The 17,416-nt window shown below is 36.9% G+C and carries 18 protein-coding genes; 13 read left to right on the top strand and 5 right to left on the bottom strand.

Going from position 1 to position 17,416, the window contains the following annotated elements; genetic code table 11:
* The first annotated feature begins 5 nt into the window (after positions 1-5).
* Positions 6-1,556, top strand: a complete 1,551-nt coding sequence (locus tag TYM08_RS07085) for a sensor histidine kinase (RefSeq protein WP_422382271.1) — start codon at positions 6-8, stop codon at positions 1,554-1,556.
* A gap of 30 nt (positions 1,557-1,586) precedes the next feature.
* Entirely contained in the window at positions 1,587-2,291 is a 705-nt protein-coding gene (locus tag TYM08_RS07090; RefSeq protein ID WP_422382272.1) for a response regulator, read from the top strand.
* 55 nt (positions 2,292-2,346) lie between these two features.
* On the opposite strand, the gene TYM08_RS07095 is transcribed toward TYM08_RS07090, so the two are convergent.
* Positions 2,347-2,598: a YfhL family 4Fe-4S dicluster ferredoxin gene (locus tag TYM08_RS07095; RefSeq protein ID WP_422382273.1), complete on the bottom strand. Its 252-nt coding sequence runs from the start codon at positions 2,596-2,598 to the stop codon at positions 2,347-2,349.
* Position 2,599: 1 nt separating this feature from the next.
* On the bottom strand, positions 2,600-3,085 hold the full coding sequence (gene coaD, locus TYM08_RS07100; protein WP_422382274.1) for a pantetheine-phosphate adenylyltransferase: 486 nt from the start codon (positions 3,083-3,085) through the stop codon (positions 2,600-2,602).
* A gap of 201 nt (positions 3,086-3,286) precedes the next feature.
* On the opposite strand from coaD, the gene TYM08_RS07105 reads away from it, so the two are divergent.
* Positions 3,287-3,841: a cytochrome b gene (locus tag TYM08_RS07105; protein ID WP_422382275.1), complete on the top strand. Its 555-nt coding sequence runs from the start codon at positions 3,287-3,289 to the stop codon at positions 3,839-3,841.
* A gap of 67 nt (positions 3,842-3,908) precedes the next feature.
* Positions 3,909-4,466 (top strand): YceI family protein, encoded by a 558-nt coding sequence (locus TYM08_RS07110; protein ID WP_422382276.1) that lies wholly within the window; start codon positions 3,909-3,911, stop codon positions 4,464-4,466.
* Between the two features lie 79 nt (positions 4,467-4,545).
* Here the strand turns inward: TYM08_RS07110 and TYM08_RS07115 are convergent, their stop codons facing one another.
* Positions 4,546-5,094 (bottom strand): YqgE/AlgH family protein, encoded by a 549-nt coding sequence (locus TYM08_RS07115; protein ID WP_422382277.1) that lies wholly within the window; start codon positions 5,092-5,094, stop codon positions 4,546-4,548.
* The gene (locus TYM08_RS07120) at positions 5,091-6,020 is read right to left on the bottom strand and encodes an alpha/beta fold hydrolase (RefSeq protein WP_422382278.1); all 930 of its coding nucleotides are present in this window, start codon (positions 6,018-6,020) and stop codon (positions 5,091-5,093) included. Before TYM08_RS07120 ends, TYM08_RS07115 begins: the two co-directional genes overlap by 4 nt.
* Before the next feature lie 95 nt (positions 6,021-6,115).
* Here TYM08_RS07120 and TYM08_RS07125 point away from each other — a divergent pair, with 95 nt between their 5' ends.
* On the top strand, positions 6,116-6,916 hold the full coding sequence (locus tag TYM08_RS07125; RefSeq protein WP_422382279.1) for a S1/P1 nuclease: 801 nt from the start codon (positions 6,116-6,118) through the stop codon (positions 6,914-6,916).
* Between the two features lie 161 nt (positions 6,917-7,077).
* Positions 7,078-7,284, top strand: coding sequence for a cold-shock protein (locus TYM08_RS07130; protein ID WP_422382280.1), 207 nt, complete (start codon positions 7,078-7,080; stop codon positions 7,282-7,284).
* Here TYM08_RS07130 and TYM08_RS07135 read toward each other — a convergent pair.
* A complete protein-coding gene (locus TYM08_RS07135; RefSeq protein ID WP_422382281.1) occupies positions 7,281-7,952 on the bottom strand; it encodes a pseudouridine synthase in 672 nt (223 codons plus the stop codon). The two genes, TYM08_RS07130 and TYM08_RS07135, sit on opposite strands and share 4 nt — an antisense overlap.
* 158 nt (positions 7,953-8,110) lie before the next feature.
* On the opposite strand from TYM08_RS07135, the gene TYM08_RS07140 reads away from it, so the two are divergent.
* The 7 genes from TYM08_RS07140 (at position 8,111) to fliJ (ending at position 17,387) form a co-directional block, all read left to right on the top strand.
* A complete protein-coding gene (locus TYM08_RS07140; protein ID WP_422382282.1) occupies positions 8,111-10,327 on the top strand; it encodes an NADP-dependent isocitrate dehydrogenase in 2,217 nt (738 codons plus the stop codon).
* A gap of 518 nt (positions 10,328-10,845) precedes the next feature.
* Complete coding sequence (fliE, locus tag TYM08_RS07145) at positions 10,846-11,289, top strand: flagellar hook-basal body complex protein FliE (protein WP_422382283.1); 444 nt, start codon at positions 10,846-10,848, stop codon at positions 11,287-11,289.
* Between the two features lie 17 nt (positions 11,290-11,306).
* Complete coding sequence (fliF, locus tag TYM08_RS07150; protein WP_422382284.1) at positions 11,307-13,022, top strand: flagellar basal-body MS-ring/collar protein FliF; 1,716 nt, start codon at positions 11,307-11,309, stop codon at positions 13,020-13,022.
* 16 nt (positions 13,023-13,038) lie between these two features.
* Positions 13,039-14,091, top strand: coding sequence for a flagellar motor switch protein FliG (gene fliG, locus TYM08_RS07155; protein ID WP_422382285.1), 1,053 nt, complete (start codon positions 13,039-13,041; stop codon positions 14,089-14,091).
* 34 nt (positions 14,092-14,125) lie between these two features.
* Positions 14,126-15,571 (top strand): FliH/SctL family protein, encoded by a 1,446-nt coding sequence (locus tag TYM08_RS07160; RefSeq protein WP_422382286.1) that lies wholly within the window; start codon positions 14,126-14,128, stop codon positions 15,569-15,571.
* The gene (fliI, locus tag TYM08_RS07165) at positions 15,564-16,943 is read left to right on the top strand and encodes a flagellar protein export ATPase FliI (protein ID WP_422382287.1); all 1,380 of its coding nucleotides are present in this window, start codon (positions 15,564-15,566) and stop codon (positions 16,941-16,943) included. The genes TYM08_RS07160 and fliI overlap by 8 nt, the downstream gene beginning before the upstream one ends.
* Positions 16,944-17,387 (top strand): flagellar export protein FliJ, encoded by a 444-nt coding sequence (fliJ, locus tag TYM08_RS07170; protein WP_422382288.1) that lies wholly within the window; start codon positions 16,944-16,946, stop codon positions 17,385-17,387. It abuts the gene before it with no gap.
* Positions 17,388-17,416 lie beyond the last annotated feature (29 nt).

A 17,416-nucleotide genomic window follows, 5' to 3' on the forward strand; every position in this document is an offset into this window, starting at 1 on the left:
TGACTATGTTGTTGTTAGCGGCTATTGGTGTGTTGGCATTTACAATGTTATCACAGCGTCAGCAGCAACACTTTTTACAGAAACAAACCCTCATTATGGTTGAACAGATTCAAGGGTATTTTGCTGCCAAATATAAAGATAAGGTGTTGGTTGGGAATGTTTCAGATAGTTTGTCAAATGAATTACTCGTTTTACAGCATTCATTTGGAATGCATATATCACCGAGTAAAAAACAAACTGGCATAAATTCTTCTTTTTTAATGATCGTAAAACCTAACAATGTAATCGATGTTTGGTTTGATGTACTTTTAAATAATCAAAAACAAGCGGTAAAGTGGCGATACAGTTACACCCAACATCAGTGGATAACTCAATTAAGTGAATTAATTTCAGCACAATTTCAATTGGAGACCTTTGACTCTCAAAATCAATTGTTCAATTGGGTCGCGCAATATCCTTCTAATGATCAATTAATGATTTCTTTAAAGCCTTTTGATTCTAATCAATTAACCGAACATCAAATAAATCAAATGTTAATGCAATTGCCTGTTTTTGAAATGGGTGATGCTAATAATCAAAATATTGTTGTGTATAAACGGTTAGATAATCATTGGGTGTTAACAATTGAAATGCCTGTGTATTTAGGTAGACAATCCATTGAAATTTTATTGTATACATTAGCCATGGTTATGTTTGTTGGGTTGTTTGTGTGTATTTTATTTATTCGACCTATTGAAAGTAAAATTGCTAGACTGTTAAAAAGCTTAGACAAATTTGAATCCGCCAAAGATGAGCCTTTACTGCCTATGCAATTAGAGGCCATGCACAAACCTGAAGATGAGATTGCTCAAATAAGTAATAAGGTATCGCAAATGATGCAAAGAATGCATCAACTAGCTAAAGATCAGCAAGAAATGACGCGAGCAGTATCGCATGAGTTTAGGACTCCCATCGTAAAAATGGGATACCATGTTGAATTATTAGAATGCGATTTGCCAAAAGACGATTTTAGTATTTTGGGTATAAAGCAAAATATGAAAGAGTTGCATAGTTTAGTGGATGAACTCTTGTTATATTCAAGTTTGGAACAAGGTTTTCAAGTTCGATTCGAAGAATTTGATATTAAACATGCTGTTGAAAATTTAATCGAACAATTGCATACAATCAATCAATGTAAGTTAAATTTAATGATGTCTGAACAGTTTATCATTAAAGCCCATGAAGGATATTTAGTGCGTGCATTGCAAAATTTAATCACTAATGCACAGCGTTATGCTCAAAATCAAATCAATATTTATGTTGAACAAATTGGCAGTCATGTTCATATTCGAGTAGAAGATGATGGGCCTGGTTTAACAAATGAACAAAAACAAACGGTGTTTGAGCCATTTACTGTCATTGAAAAAAGCAGAAATAAAAAATTAGCAGGTCATGGTTTGGGATTGGCAATTGTTAAGCGCATTGTTTTGTTTCATGGTGGAAAAGCATTTGTTGATGAACCTAAACAATTAACCGGTGCAAGTTTTGTTATGGTGTTTCCAAAGCGTGCTATTTGAATTAATCCCTGAAAAACACAGGAGAATAAAATGAACCCACATATTGTATTAGTTGAAGATGATGAGGATTTAGCAAAACTCACTCAGAATTTTTTAATTCGTCAGGGGTTTGAAGTCAGTATTGTCACTGATGGATTATTAGCGATTGAACATATATTGAAAGTAAATCCTGATGTGGTGTTATTGGATATTATGTTACCAGGTTGTGACGGTTTAGAAGTGTGTCGTAAAATTCGTTCAAGATTTTTTAATCCAATAATAATGCTAACAGCAAGAGATGATCAAATTGATCAAGTATTGGGTTTGGAAATTGGCGCGGATGATTATATTTCTAAATCCGTAGAACCTCGTTTGTTAGCAGCACGCATAAAAGCAATTTTACGTCGTGATGAAGTGGTAAAACATGGTAAAAAAGCGTCGGTGTTAGATTTTGGCAATTTGGTGTTTCACTCAGGCGCGCGTGAAGTTCGTGTGTTTAATAAACCCATAGATTTAACGACACCTGAATACGATTTACTTTGGATGTTGGCAAAAAATGCAGGGTTTGTTTTATCAAGAGAGAAAATATTTGAATCGTTAAGGGGGATTGAATACGACGGGCAAAACCGATTGGTTGATATTACAATTTCTCAAATTCGTGCAAAATTAGATCATCCAAAACGAATTATTACTGTACGAAATAAAGGATATTTATTTTCAGATCAGACAGATTTAGATGAACATTCAAAGCAGTAAACCAAAGAAGATCAGGCTCTTTATTACATTATAATGTGATAAAGAGCCGAATGAATTAGATTTGATCCGTTAATACTAAATATTTAGCCATTAACTCATCTTTGGACTCAACATGGTTTTCATCTTTAGGAATGCAATCGACAGGGCAAACTTCAACACACTGTGGTTCGTCATAATGCCCCACGCATTCAGTGCATAAATTTGGATCGATCTCATATATTTCAATGCCTTCGGTAATTGCTTCATTTGGACATTCTGGTTCGCACACATCGCAATTAATGCATTCGTCGGTAATTAATAACGCCATTTTATTTCTCTTGGTATTTAACTTTTAGTGCTGTTTGTACAATAGGATGAACAAACTTGGAAACATCGCCATTTAACATTGCAATTTCTCTAACAAACGTAGAAGAAATAAAAGAATGTTGTTCGTTTGGTGTCAGAAATATGCTTTCGATTTGAGGGGCTAATACTCGATTAATATTTGCCATTTGAAATTCATATTCAAAATCACTGACCACTCGAAGGCCACGAATAATGCCGCATGCATGGTTATTTTTAGCAAGCTCTACAAGCAATCCAGTAAAACCGATCACTTTTACATTTTTAATATGGGATAGGATTTTAACGGATAAATCGACGCGTTCTTCAAGGGTGAATAACGGCTTTTTACTCGTGCTTTGGGCAACAGCGACGATGACAGTATCAAACATTTTTGCCGCTCGTTCAACAATATCCATGTGGCCAAATGTAATTGGGTCAAACGTTCCAGGGTAAACTACCGTGCGAGTCATGTTGTGTTCTTTAAGAAAAAAGCGGATTCTAACTCACTGAACTGCAGTACTCAACTATCTATATAACTCTCTATATAACTCACTATATGGTTGAGCTGCTGTACTCATATTGCAAATATGCACAATATGATTGGCAAAATTAGGCTTTGCCTTTGCACAAAAGCCTATTAATCTTATTACACGTTTTTAAGGGAAAGACCGATGATTAAAAATACAGAAACTTCTTATGGCTTAGTTGCAAAATTGCTCCATTGGCTTAGTGCTTTAGTGATAATTTTTATGTTTGGCCTTGGGTTATACATGATGGATTTATCCTATGGTCATCCATATGAAAAAAGCTCATTAAGTTTGCATCAATCCATAGGTATGAGTTTTTTCATTTTGTGGACAGTAAGACTTATTTGGAAGTTTTTGAATCTTTCACCAAAACTGGCTCAAGCTGACTCAACAATTAAAAAATTGGAAAACTTCGCTGCTCATGCAGTACATGGGTTGCTTTATGTAATGATGTTTATAATGCTGTTTTCTGGCTACTTGCTTGCCATTACTGATGGGGCTGGCAGCTCATTTACCTTTTTTGGATTATTTGAAGTGCCTTCGTTGGGCGAGTTTTTTGAAGAACGCGCTGATATAGCCGGATTGATACACGAAAAAATGGCATGGGCTTTGATTGTATTAGCCGGATTGCATGGCCTTGCTGCTTTAAAACATCACTTTATTGATAAAGATGATACATTAAGAAAGATGACACGCTAAAATTTTAACCGCCATTAAGGCAAACCATTAACTGACTATTAAATTTGATTTAATACTGGAGAGTTTCATGAAAAAATTACCATTGGCTTATGCATTAGTTGCAGCTTTAACTACATCGATTGCAGCAAATGCTGCTGATTATAATATTGACCAAACTCATACGACTATTGAGTTTAAAGCCAGTCATTTAGGCTTTAGTTATGTGATTGGTCGATTTGATGATTTTGAAGGCACATTCTCTTATGATCCTGCAAAACCTGAAGCTTCTAAAGTCATGGCAACAATTGATACCACAAGCATCAACTCAAACCATACCGCTCGTGACAAACATTTAAAAAGCGATGATTTTTTAAATGCAGCTAAATTTCCTGAAGCGACGTTTGTTTCAACTAGCTTTAAGGTGACTGATGAAGATAATGCGGTAATGATGGGTAATTTCACTTTAAATGGTGTGACTAAGCCTGTATCTATTGATGTAGCGAAAATCGGCGAAGGTAAAGATCCATGGGGCGGATATCGCGCAGGATTTGAAGGTTCTTTTGAATTTGGAATGGATGAGTTCGATTTTAAAAGTAATTACGGTAAAGTGATGATCGATATTACTGTTGAAGGTATTAAAAAGTAAGTTAGTTTTTATTTGAGTGGCACGAATCATAGAGAGGAGTTTCTGTGATCGTGCCATTTTTTTGTTAATTGTTTATGAATTAACAGTTACCACCAATTTCTGAGAGCATGGATTCATCGATTTTTAATTTTTTAAGCGCGTGCTTTCGTAAATCTTCGATTGGGCTATCCCAAATTAATTTACTGTCCGCTTCAACACAAAGCCAAATGTTTTCTGCTATTTCTTCCTCTAATTGATTTTCTGTCCAACCGGCATAACCTAAACAGCTAATGTATTCAAATGGCCCTAATCCAAAGGCAATCGATTTTAACGTTTCCATCGAATTGCTTAATGCAATGTCAGGATTAAATAAATTTGCACTGTGATCAACACTGGGTTTGTATAATACAAATGCCTGATCTTGACCAACAGGGCCTCCGTATCTTAAATTTTGATTGTCATCTAATTGCGTTTCTATATCTGCCTGTTGCATTAGCATTTGCATATTCATATTAATGGGTTTGTTTAAAACAAATCCAAACGCGCCTTTTTCATCGTGTTCGGCAATGTATATAACAGAGTGTTGAAAATGTGGGTCGTCCATTTTAGGCATGGCAATTAAGAAGTTATGATTTAAATATTGAGTCATAATTGATTTCCTATCCAGTTAAACAAATCGCTCATGGCATCTTGAGCGCTTACGTCGTTAAAAATCTCGTGCCTTGCATTTGGGTAGGTGAGAGATTCAAATTGATTATTTTGTTTACTAAGTGATGTTTTTAATCGATCAACGCCACCTTTTAAATGTGCGTTACAACAAAATTCCCCTTGTTGTAATAATATTGGAAAGTGGAAATGATGGTTTTGTACTTGATTATCTAAGCTGCTTAAACAGGATAATAGCCCACTCCACATGCCATTAGTTGGTATAAAACCACATAATGGATCTTGTAAGTATAGGTCAACTTCTTCAGTTTTTGAGGACAGCCAATCAAAAGCGCTTCGATTTGGCTTAAAAGGTTTGTTAAATGCTGAAAATGTTAGCTCATCAAAAAATTCACTTTTTGCTGTTTTGCCTTTGATTTTACATAAAGTTTTATTAATCAATGTAGCGGCTAAAATCATGGGTTTAGTATTATAACCGCTTCCTGAAAGTATTAACCCATCAATAGATGGGTTATTTCTAATACAGTAATCCAGGGCTATATATGAGCCCATTGAGTGGCCTAATAGGAATGTTTTTAAATTAGGTGCGATGCTCTCGCGTAATTCTAAAATAAACTGAATGCGCTCGGACATTTGGGTAAATGGACCGTCTAAATGGCCTAACTGTTCGCAGTGCTCACCATGACCAATGTGATCCCAAGCTAACACGTTGATATTTTGTTGGTTAAAGTACTGGGCGAATCTTTCATAGCGTTCGCTATGCTCAGCAAGGCCATGTGCAATTAGCAGCCATGCTTTAGGTTTTGCTACTAACCAGGCTCTATAGTGAATGTCGTCGTTTTCTTGTTCTAACCAGTCAGCTAAATATTGCATCGCGTCCTTTCCTGTAAAAAATTGTAATTCTGACAAGCTTTACTTCTAAAATACATCAGAATTTTTAAAAATGTGTAAATGGTCTAGTCTTAAAGAGAATTATTGAAATTTTGAGGTTGATTTTGCACAAATTGAAAGCTGTATTTTTAATTATATTTTTGTTCTTTAATGTGCAATGTGTGCATGCTTTTGATGAAAATGGCCATAGAGTGATTGCGCAAATAGCTTTATCATATTTATCTAGTGACGCTAAAAAAAGATTAAGTGTTATTTTTGGTGAAGATTATCAGCAACTCTTTTTAGAAGCTCCGGATTATATTGCAATTAAAGAGCAAAATTTAGACAGTAAATGGATGAAAAATCTGCATTATGTCTTTTTTAATGCAGAGGATGAATCCTTTGATCCTCAAACACATTGTCCACATAATCAGTGTTCTGTTGCTGCGGTTTTAGAATCTAAAGTGGTGTTGCAAAAAGCCAAATATTCCACCACACAAAAACGGCAGGCTTTACGTTATTTGGTGTATTTTATAGGGGATATTCACATGCCAATGAATAATGGCTTTTTAGTGGATCGAAGCGGAAATAAAATTCAACTGCAAAAAAATGATTTGTCATATGTCAGTTTAAACTGGGCTTGGAATAAAGGCTTGATGATCGAAAAGGATCAAAAATGGTTTGCATTAAGTGGTCAATACAGAAAAAGTATCGACAGGGAGCAAATCCAATTATGGAGTGAACAGGTAGAACCAGCTCAATGGGCAATTGAGTCACATCTATTAGCAAAAGATTTTGGTTATAGATTAGCCCAAAATAAACGTTATGATTCTGTGTTTATAAAGGAAGCTATGCCTGTCTTTGATTTGCAGTTAAAAAAAGCAGCAATCCGCTTGGCAACTATGCTCAATCAGCTTTATTCTGCAATTGATTAAATGTGGCGTTGAATAATATTAGAACTGGGCTATAATAAAAATGCTTGAAATTAAGAATAATTTTTGTGCTCATTGTTATTCACGTTTACGTAAATGTCTCTGCTCATAAATAGTGATTTCTTGTTCTTGCACGTTTAAATTTTTATTTACAGGAAAGAGTTATGTCTAGCAATGTCGGAACCGTAAAATGGTTCAATGAAGCAAAAGGCTTCGGTTTTATCGAACAAGAAAATGGCCCAGATGTGTTCGCACATTTTCGTGCAATTAACGGTTCAGGTTTTAAAACGTTACAAGAAGGCCAAAAGGTTACTTTTGAAGTAACTCAAGGCGAAAAAGGCCCACAAGCTGAAAACATCGAAGTAGTTTAATCTTTTTTTGATGTCTTGAATTTTGAAGGTCTCTTCTTCTGGAATGGGCCTTTTTTTGTGGCTGAGTGTTTTGTATTTCTTGGATGATTCATGTTTTTAATTGCACTTTTGATTATTGCAGGCGCAGGGTCATCAACCATTAATACCTTTAATTCTCCAGGAGCCAAATCTTGTACTTGCCAGTCACCAATGGCACTTCTTACTAAACGCAAACATGGAAAACCAACATTTGCGCACATTCTTCTTACTTGTCTGTTTCTGCCTTCTTTAATTTTTAGCTCAATCCAACTTGTGGGGATATTCTTGCGTTCTCTAATTTCTCTGTGCCATAACCAAGTAGGTGGCTCGATGATTGTGCACTTTGCAGGAAGTGTGAATCCGTCCTTGAGTTCTACGCCATCTTGCAAGGATTGTATGGCTTGATCAGTGATTTCACCTTCAACTTGCGCTAAATAGGTTTTTGCGGATTTGAATTTTGGGTTGGCGATTTGTTGATTAAGTGCGCCGTTGTCAGTGAGCAGTAATAAGCCTTCACTGTCGTAATCTAATCTACCTGCTGGATACACTTTTTTGATTTTTATAAATTCAGCTAAAGTTTGTTTGCCATCAATAGGGCTAAATTGAGACATCACTTTAAACGGTTTATTGAAGAGAATTAATTGTGCCATATTTTGATCTTTTTTTAGACTATGTTAGCTGGTTCACATCTGATATAATACCGCGCCTAAAACAAGCGGTCTATCAACCTCTTAAATAGACTTAGATTTATAAGCCAAAAGCTTATAAAAACAAGCAAACTTCAACCCTTTTTATTCTAGGAACACTCATGACATCGAAGATTATTTATACGCAAACTGATGAAGCACCTGCGTTAGCAACTTACTCATTTTTACCCATTGTACAAGGCTTTGCAAAAACAGCCGGTGTATCGGTTGAAACCCGTGATATTTCTTTATCCGGTCGTATCATTGCTACGTTCCCTGAAGTATTAACTGCTGACCAAAGAATCTCTGATGCACTTGCTGAGCTTGGCGATTTAGCTAAAACACCCGAAGCAAATATCATCAAATTACCTAACATCTCTGCTTCGGTTCCTCAATTAATTGAAGTTATTAAAGAGCTTCAAGCTAAAGGGTATGCATTACCAAATTACCCAGAAGAGCCAAAAACCGACGAAGAAAAATCCATTCAAGCACGCTATGACAAAATTAAAGGCTCAGCCGTAAATCCAGTTTTACGTGAAGGTAACTCAGATCGTCGTGCTCCTGGAGCGGTTAAGCAATTTGCTCGTGTTAATCCTCATTCAATGGGTGCTTGGTCTAAAGATTCTAAATCATCAGTAGCAAGCATGACTTCAGGGGATTTCTTTGAAAGCGAAGTGTCTACAACGATTGAAAAAGCAGGTTCAGTTAAAATTCAATTAAATACAGGTTCACAAACCGTTGTATTAAAAAAATCAGTACCTGTACTTGAAGGTGAAATCATCGATGCCGCGGCATTAAGTGTTTCTAAATTACGTACATTTATTGCTGAACAAATTGTTGAAGCTAAGAAAAATGATGTTTTGTTTTCATTGCACATGAAAGCTACCATGATGAAAGTATCGGATCCAATTATTTTCGGTCACGTTGTTGAGGTGTTCTTCGCACCCGTATTTGAAAAATACGCCGAAACATTTGAAAAGTTAGGCGTAGATACCCGTAACGGTTTGGGGGATGTGTACTCTAAAATTAAGTCTTTAGATGAAGCGACTCAAACGCAAATTAAAGCGGATATTGATGCGGTTTACGCAGATGCACCTTCAATTGCGATGGTAGATTCTGATAAAGGCATTACAAATTTACACGTACCAAGTGATGTGATTGTTGATGCATCTATGCCTGCAATGATTCGTGGTTCGGGTCAAATGTGGAATGCCCAAGGTAAGCAACAAGATACAATGGCTGTGATTCCAGATCGTTGTTACGCGGGTATTTATCAAGCAACTATTGATTTTTGTAAAGAAAATGGAGCGTTTGATCCCTCAACAATGGGTACAGTTCCAAATGTTGGTTTAATGGCTCAAAAAGCTGAAGAGTACGGCTCGCACGACAAAACTTTCCAAATGCAGCAAAGTGGTACAGTTGAAGTGGTAGATGACTCTGGCGTGGTATTACTTTCACAAAAAGTAGAAGTAGGTGATATCTTCAGAATGTGTCAAGTTAAAGACGCACCGATTCAAGACTGGGTAAAATTAGCGGTTAACCGTTCTCGTTTATCTGGTATGCCTGCAGTATTTTGGTTAGATGCGAATCGTGCGCATGATGCGCAGTTAATCAAAAAAGTAAATGCATATTTACCAACTCATGATGTATCGGGGTTAGACATTTCAATCATGGCACCAAATGAAGCAACCGTTCATGCTTGTGGTTTAATTAAAGAAGGCAAAGATGTTATTTCGGTAACAGGTAACGTATTACGTGATTACTTAACCGACTTATTCCCAATTTTAGAATTAGGTACTTCGGCTAAAATGCTGTCTATTGTCCCACTAATGAATGGCGGCGGATTGTTTGAAACAGGCGCGGGTGGTTCAGCTCCTAAGCATGTTCAGCAATTAGTTGAACAATCTCATTTGCGTTGGGATTCACTGGGTGAGTTTTTAGCATTATCGGCATCATTTGAACATTTAGGTTTAACAACTGATAACGCGAAAGCGATGGTTTTGGCTAAAACATTGGATACTGCTACAGGTACTTTCTTAGCAAATAACAAATCACCTTCTCGTAAAACAGGTGAGTTGGATAACCGTGGTTCTCACTTCTATTTAGCTATGTACTGGGCTCAAGAATTAGCAGCGCAAACTGAAGATGCTCAATTAAAAGCATTCTTTGATAAAGTTGCTGGTGAGTTAGTTGCTAATGAATCTGCAATTGTTAAAGAGTTAAATGATGTGCAAGGTGTTGAATCTGATTTAGGTGGTTACTATAAATTAGATGAAGCAAAAGCTGAAAAAGTCATGCGTCCAAGTGCGACACTTAATAAAATCGTTGATTCAATCTAAGCATTGATCCATTCTAAGCATTGATTCAATCTAAGCATTGATTCATAAATAGTTAAAAAAAGGCTGATTTAATCAGCCTTTTTTGTGCCTGTCGTTTATAAATTTGATATGAAATTATGGATGATATAAGAAAAAATCTCGTTTTATAATAATTAAGTGTCCCCATTCTATAGCCCTTCTTTTATTTTCGATTAACTGAAAATCGATTCTTTTAACTTAAAAAAATACATGACTCAATTTTAAAGTGACATTCTTTTCCTGTACGGCAACTCTTGGCCTTGTGTTTGCATTTGACGTTTTACGAAGAAAATTAGTCAATGTAATGACAATTTAATATTTATATTAAATGGGGTGTAAAAACCGGGAACAAAAGGGACTTTCTTTGTGGCTTGGTTGGGACGAATCAAGTGGGAGTATGGAGTCAGGATGATTGCTTTATTTAAAGCGACACCTACAAAATAACAGGGCAAGTGTTGAGTAGGTGAATTTTTTTATTTGAGATAAGTTAGGGGGCCGAAATGAGCGTAGATCGAATGGACATTAGTCAAGTGTTATCACAAATGCGTGCATTAAAAGCTCAGATGCCTTCTCAACAATTAAATATTAATCCCGTGCAAAATGATGCGTTTAAACAGCAACTTAATCAAGTGCAGCAAGAAGTTTCAAACGTAAATAAGCCAGATTTTTCCCGAGTGAATTCAAATACAGATGGAATATTACCTGTAGAAAAAGATGAAGGACCTTCGTTTGGTGATATGTTCAAATCTGCAATTGATTCTGTAAATGATAGTAAAAGTCACGCTAATGATTTGTCATCTCGTTATGAGCAAGGCGATCCAAGTGTTGATTTACCTGAGGTTATGATTGCCCTTCAAAAATCATCCGTTAGTTTTCAGGCCATGACTCAAGTACGCAATAAAATGGTAGAAGCGTACAAAGAAATCATGAATATGCCTTTATAACCGAGTAATAGATAATTATGGATCAAGCACAAGCGTCACCTGGTGATATGGAGGGATCAAACCCTCCAATGCTCGATACAGTCAACGCTGAAAGCGCGGCGGTAAGCACGAAAAAAATACATCCTATTGTAGCGGGTTTTAGTAAGCTTACTATGTTGCGTCAATTGGGTTTATTAATTGGCCTGTCAGCTGCCATTGCATTAGGCATTGGCATGGTGTTATTTACTCAAAGCGAAACTTATAAACCGCTTTTAAATTCTGCTAATTCCTATAATACAAAAGAAGTGATTCAACTTCTGCAACAACAAGACATTGATTTTAATATGAATCCAGTATCTGGGGTGATATTGGTAACACAAAGTGATCTTCATAAAGCTCGTTTAGCTATAGCGGGCGCCGACTTAGCTACCGATGACTTATTGGGTTATGAATTATTAGATCAAGACCAGCCACTTGGTACCTCTCAGTTTATGGAAAATACTCGTTACATGAGAAGTGTAGAAGGGGAATTAGCCAGAACCATCGCATCCTATAATTCTGTAAGATCTGCACGCGTGCATTTAGCATTACCAAAAAGAAGTGTGTTTGTGCGTGATAAACGTAAGCCTACTGCATCGGTTATGGTCGAATTATTTGCAGGTGGACAGTTAGAATTTGATCAAGTCAAAGCCATTAAAAATATGGTGTCTGCTTCTATTTCAGAGTTGAATCCTGAAGATGTAGTTGTGACAGATCAAAAAGGACATTTATATGAAAACAACGAAGAACAAACCCAAGAAGAGCTCACTAAAAAACAATATGACTTTACACGTAAAATTGAAAACGATCGGATCAGTTCGATTAACTCTATTTTATCGCCAATTTTAGGAGCCAATAATTTTGAAGTATCCGTTAATGCACAGGTTGATTTTACAAAAGTTGAGCAAACGGATGAATTATATAATCCTGATTTATTAACCATTCGATCACAACAAACTTTAAGCGAAACCAAAACCGGAGAACAAAATGGTGGGGTGCCTGGTGCGTTAACCAATCAGCCGCCATTAGATGCACAAGCCCCAGAAGAAGCTGGAGCAGGTGACGCAGCAAATGCGCCTCCTACAAGCACAAAAGACCAAGCAACCACCAATTATGTAAATGATAGAACATTGCGTTATTCAGAACATGCAACCGGACAGGTAAAAAGATTAACAGTAGCCGTGGCGATTAATAATTTAACCACAGTGGATGCAGAAGGAAATTCTGTCACAGAGCCTTGGCCTCAAGAGTCATTAGATAAATTAAAAATCATTGTTCAAAATACAGTTGGGTTTGATATTTCTCGTGGCGATTCTGTTGATGTGATTAATTCAGAATTCAGAGCCCCGATTGTTGCACAGGAGTTACTTAATTTTTGGGAGCAACCTTGGTTTTGGGATAACGCAAAACAAATATTAGGCGGCTTGTTTGTATTAATTATGATTTTTGGTGTGCTTCGCCCAGCAGTTAAAAACCTAATGGAAAAAGGTGAGGATGAAGAGTCGGATGAAGACGATGCACTTGAATTATTAAATATTGATGAAGAATCCATAACCGATGATAAGGTGACACTTTCAGGCGCAGATGAGTTTTTATTGCCTGGACCTTCAGAGACATTTGAGCGAAAACTCGATGCACTTCGTGGGTTGATTGCTGAAGACCCAGGTCGTGTGGCTTTAGTATTGCGTAAATGGATTATGGCCGATAAACAATGATAATAAGCAGACAGTCATGAGTGAAAATAAACCACCAGATAGCCAAGAAACCGCTTTAGCTAAACGTGTACTTGAGCCTGTCTCAAATCTTGAGCGTGCCTCGATATTATTGATGAGTATTGGTGAGTCCGATGCTGCAGAAGTGTTAAAACATATGGGCCCAAAAGAAGTGCAACGTGTGGGGACATCCATGAGTGCATTAAATGAAATTAGTCAAGAGCAAGTCGAAAGCACCGTGCATTTATTTTTAAATGATGTGGGGGGGCAAACCAGTTTAGGTATTGGTGCGGATGAATACATTCGAGCAATGTTAACCAAAGCATTAGGTGAAGATAAAGCAGTTTCATTAATTGATCGAATTTTATTAGGCGGCAATACCACAGGTTTAGATACCTTAAAATGGATGGAAGCGCGAGCGGTTGCCGATATTATTCGTCACGAACATCCGCAAATTCAATCCATTGTGATTTCCTATTTAGAGCCGGATCAATCCGCAGAAATTTTATCGAATTTTCCTGAAAAAGTGCGTTTGGATATCATCATGCGTATTGCTGCATTAGATACCATTCAGCCTGCTGCATTAAGTGAATTAAACAGCATTCTAGAGCGTCAATTCTCAAGTTCTGCTGGTGCGCAACAAACCACATTGGGTGGTGTGAAAACAGCGGCTGATATTATGAACTTCCTAGAAAGTGGTGTTGAAGCTGAAATTATGGATGGCATCAAAGAGGTGGATGAAGATTTGGGTCAAGAAATCGCCGACTTGATGTTTGTGTTTGATAACTTAATTGATGTGGATGATCGCGGAATTCAAACATTATTACGTGAAGTATCAACCGATGCGCTTAAAATTGCACTTCGTGGTTGTGACGACTCATTGACTGACAAAATATTGGGTAATATGTCTAAACGTGCTGCGGAATTATTACGTGATGATATGGAAGCGTCAGGCCCAGTTAAAGTCAGTGATGTTGAAACTGCACAAAAAGATATCTTGTCAATTGCTAGAAGAATGGCAGATGCAGGTGAAATTATGCTTGGTGGTGGAGGTGGCGAAGGCATGCTTTAAATGCCTTCTTCGCTTCAATTAAAAAGAGAATAAAATGCCAGAGATTCCTCTAAAACCAGAAGATCAAGAATTGTGTCGTATTCATGATTATGAATACGAACAATGGGGAGAGCAAAAAGAAAAAGCCAAACCAAAAGCAATGAATGCTGAAAAAAAAATAAAACCAGAAGAGAAGCCAAAGTATCCAACCATTGACGAGTTGCAGAAAATTCGTGACGATGCTTTTAATGAAGGATTTGAGTTAGGTTATAAAGAAGGTATTGCAAAAGGAAAAAAACAAGGCGAGGCTGATGGGTTTGAATCAGGTAAAAAAGAAGGTCATGAAGAAGGATTAAAGGCAGGAACCGAAAAAGGGTTGAAAGACGGTTTTGACCAATCAAAAAAAGACGTTGAAGACACCTATTTAGTAAAATTTAAAAAACAAAATGAAATTTGGCAAAGCGTGATCGATCGATTAAAACAAAGTATTGATGAGCAAGATGAAAACATAAAATCATCTTTGACACAGTTGATTGTTCAAATTTGCCGCGGCATTTTTGTGAAAGAAATGGCATTAAAACCCGAGCATATTTTATATATTGTGAAGCAAGTATTGGATGCGTTACCAAATGACGAACAAAAATTACAAATATTTGTAAATAGTGATGATCATGCAGAATTAGAAAAAGTTATGGATTTTCACCCTAATCAAGAACTGCAATACAATATTGATGATGCATTACAAAGTGGGGGGTGCATAGTTAAAGCTAAGTATTCTTATGTGGATTATTCATTATCAAAACGTTTTCAAAACCAGTTAAAAGATTTAATGGAATCCGTGACAGAGTTAGATTGGGATTGCATCATTAACTTGCAAAAACCATTGCCTGAAAATGACATCATTGAAGAACTTGAGAATGAAGAACTTGAGAGTGAAGAACTTAAGAGTGAAGAACTTGAGATTGAAGGTGAGTTAATAGTTGAGGATGAAATAGAAACTGAAGAACCTCAAATCGAAGATAAAGAGTCCGTTGAATATGATGGATCAGTTAAAGACGAAGAAATATCAGCAGAGTTAAATGAGCCGACTACTAAAGAAGAAAGAAATCAAGAAGCTGAAGAGCTTGTAACTGAAGAGCTTGAAACTGAAGTTGTACAAAGTGCTGAAGATAATAAAAAAGAACTAGACAACAAAGAACAAAGTCAAGAACCATCGTTGACAGAAACAGAAACAGAAACAGAAACAGAAACAGAAACAGAAACAGAAACAGAAACAGAAACAGAAACAGAAACAGAAACAGAAACAGAAACAGAAACAGAAACAGAAACAGAAACAGAAACAGAAACAGAAACAGAAACAGAAACAGAAACAGAAACAGAAACAGAGCAAAGTAAAGCTGAAACATTAGATCAACAAGAACAAGAAAAAGAACAAGAAAAAGAAAAAGAACAAGCCGAACAACTGAAAGACGAAATAAAAAAGGACGATAAAAATGTCTGAAGTCAGTGACTTTTTTACCAAACAATCTGAGATGATGGGGGAACAAAAACCCTTAGTAGAAGGCAGATTAACTCGAATGGTTGGGTTAACAATGGAAGCTTTGGGTTTGCAAGTCACCGTAGGCGATCGTTGTTTAATTGATGACGGAACAAAAAAAATTGAAGCTCAGGTCGTTGGATTTGATGCAGGTAAAACATACTTAATGCCGTTGCAACCTTTGGTCGGTTTAAAATCTGGGGCAAAAGTCATTCCTATCAATCAAGATGAACCGCTAGCCATTGGGGATGAATTATTAGGCCGAGTAGTCAATGGTTTTGGTGAGCCAATTGATGGCAAAGGGCCTTTAACCTGTCGTACGCATCGCTCATTAGATGGCGAATATATTAATCCATTACATCGAGAACCTATTAGACAACCACTAGATGTTGGCATAAAAGCGATTAACGCCATGTTAACCGTAGGACGTGGACAGCGTTTAGGATTATTTGCAGGCTCAGGTGTAGGTAAATCAGTTTTGTTAGGCATGATGACAAAATTCACAGAAGCAGACATTACCATTGTGGGGTTAATTGGTGAGCGTGGACGAGAAGTAAAAGAATTTATTGAAGATATTTTGGGCGAAGAAGGGTTAGTCCGATCTGTGGTTGTCGCGTCTCCTGCTGATGACGCGCCATTATTACGATTACGCGCCTCCCAATATTGCACCACCATCGCAGAGCATTTTCGTGCTCAGGGTAAAAACGTTTTATTACTGATCGATTCATTAACCCGTTATGCCATGGCGCAACGTGAAATTGCCTTAGCCATTGGCGAGCCACCTGCAACAAAAGGGTACCCGCCATCGGTGTTTGCAAAAATCCCTCAATTAGTTGAGCGAGCAGGTAATGGAGAAGCAGGGGGAGGATCGATTACTGCGTTTTATACAGTATTAACAGAAGGGGATGATCAACAAGATCCAGTAGCGGATTCTGCCCGCGCAATTTTGGATGGCCACATCGTTTTGAATCGAGCGATTGCGGAGCAGGGGCATTATCCAGCAATAGATATTGAGCAAAGTATTTCTCGTGCTATGCCGCAAGTGGTTGACGAGGTGCATTTGCAAACGGCTCAACAATTTAAACAGATCTTTGCTAAATATCGACAAAACGAAGATTTAATCACCATCGGTGCGTATCAAAAAGGCAGCGATCCACAGCTTGATCAAGCAATTTTAATGGTGCCGCAAATGAAAGCGTTTTTACAGCAAAGTCACAAAAAAGCAGAACCCTTTAAAGAATCACTACAACAATTTGTTCAAGCCATGCAACCTCCAGCGCCACAAAAACAACCATTAAAATCAGGACAAAAACAAGCAGGGGGCGTCAGACGATAAATGAAACCACAATCCCAGCGTTTTTTAATGGTCTTAAAAGTATATGAACAAAAAGAGAAAAAAATGTCAGACATGTTGCGTGAACTCACCATTCAAAAGCAACAAGAAGAAGAGAAGTTGACACAGCTTTATGACTATCAAAAACAATACGAAGCCAATTTTCAAATAGAAGCAAAAAAAGGCATTACAGGGTCACAGCTGCATTCACAACAACATTTTATGGCGCAACTAGATGATGTAATTAAAGGTCAACACAAAGCACTAAACGATCAAAATCAGTACTTAGAATCTGTAAAAGAAAAATACATGCAAATGTTATTTAAACGGCAAAATTTTGAAAAACTCATCACTAAAATAAAAAATAAAGAACAGTATCAATTAGATAAAGTTGAACAAAAACTAATGGATGAACTGACCTCACAAATGATGCGACGTCAGTATTAAACGAAAAACCAGCGATTGCTGGTTTTTTT

Source organism: Marinicellulosiphila megalodicopiae (assembly GCF_045862395.1).
Lineage (GTDB): Bacteria > Pseudomonadota > Gammaproteobacteria > Pseudomonadales > Natronospirillaceae > Marinicellulosiphila > Marinicellulosiphila megalodicopiae.

Coding starts and splice junctions, on each gene's coding strand:
- fliF (WP_422382284.1), top strand. CDS start 11,307: ATGGATCAAGCACAAGCGTCACCTGGTGATATGGAGGGATCAAACCCT.
- TYM08_RS07105 (WP_422382275.1), top strand. CDS start 3,287: ATGATTAAAAATACAGAAACTTCTTATGGCTTAGTTGCAAAATTGCTC.
- TYM08_RS07140 (WP_422382282.1), top strand. CDS start 8,111: ATGACATCGAAGATTATTTATACGCAAACTGATGAAGCACCTGCGTTA.
- coaD (WP_422382274.1), bottom strand. CDS start 3,085: ATGACTCGCACGGTAGTTTACCCTGGAACGTTTGACCCAATTACATTT.
- TYM08_RS07115 (WP_422382277.1), bottom strand. CDS start 5,094: ATGACTCAATATTTAAATCATAACTTCTTAATTGCCATGCCTAAAATG.
- TYM08_RS07090 (WP_422382272.1), top strand. CDS start 1,587: ATGAACCCACATATTGTATTAGTTGAAGATGATGAGGATTTAGCAAAA.
- TYM08_RS07160 (WP_422382286.1), top strand. CDS start 14,126: ATGCCAGAGATTCCTCTAAAACCAGAAGATCAAGAATTGTGTCGTATT.
- fliI (WP_422382287.1), top strand. CDS start 15,564: ATGTCTGAAGTCAGTGACTTTTTTACCAAACAATCTGAGATGATGGGG.
- fliG (WP_422382285.1), top strand. CDS start 13,039: ATGAGTGAAAATAAACCACCAGATAGCCAAGAAACCGCTTTAGCTAAA.
- TYM08_RS07135 (WP_422382281.1), bottom strand. CDS start 7,952: ATGGCACAATTAATTCTCTTCAATAAACCGTTTAAAGTGATGTCTCAA.
- fliJ (WP_422382288.1), top strand. CDS start 16,944: ATGAAACCACAATCCCAGCGTTTTTTAATGGTCTTAAAAGTATATGAA.
- TYM08_RS07110 (WP_422382276.1), top strand. CDS start 3,909: ATGAAAAAATTACCATTGGCTTATGCATTAGTTGCAGCTTTAACTACA.
- fliE (WP_422382283.1), top strand. CDS start 10,846: ATGAGCGTAGATCGAATGGACATTAGTCAAGTGTTATCACAAATGCGT.
- TYM08_RS07095 (WP_422382273.1), bottom strand. CDS start 2,598: ATGGCGTTATTAATTACCGACGAATGCATTAATTGCGATGTGTGCGAA.
- TYM08_RS07130 (WP_422382280.1), top strand. CDS start 7,078: ATGTCTAGCAATGTCGGAACCGTAAAATGGTTCAATGAAGCAAAAGGC.
- TYM08_RS07085 (WP_422382271.1), top strand. CDS start 6: ATGTTGTTGTTAGCGGCTATTGGTGTGTTGGCATTTACAATGTTATCA.